The sequence below is a fragment of the Ornithinibacillus halophilus genome, from assembly GCF_900129485.1.
GTDB classification, from domain to species: domain Bacteria; phylum Bacillota; class Bacilli; order Bacillales; family Amphibacillaceae; genus Ornithinibacillus; species Ornithinibacillus halophilus.
Map to the genome: position 1 here is coordinate 1 of NZ_FQVW01000045.1, position 490 is coordinate 490.

Below are 490 nucleotides of genomic sequence, written 5' to 3' on the forward strand. Positions count from 1 at the left end.
GCTTCGGCTTCCGGCATCGAGACGCCACTTCGATTACCGTAGAACTCTTTCTTCTTCGGCTTCCGGCATCGAGAAGTCGGATCGATTACCGTAGAGCTCTTTCTTCTTCGGCTTCCGGCATCGAGACGCCACTTCGATTACCGTAGAACTCTTTCTGCTTCGGCTTCCGGCATCGAGACGCCACTTCGATTACGGTAGAACGCTTTCTTCTTCTGCTTCCGGCATCGAGACGCTCTTTCGATTACGGTAGAACGCTTTCTTCTTCGGCTTCCGGCATCGAGACGATACTTCGATTACCGTAGATCACTTTCTACTTCGGCTTCCGGCATCGAGACGCCACTTCGATTACGGTAGAACGCTTTCTTCTTCTGCTTCCGGCATCGAGACGCACCTTCGATTACCGTAGACTCCTTGATACTTCCGCTTCCGGCATCGAGAAGCCCCTTCGATTACGGTAGAACTCTTTCTACTTCGGCTTCCGGCATCGAGA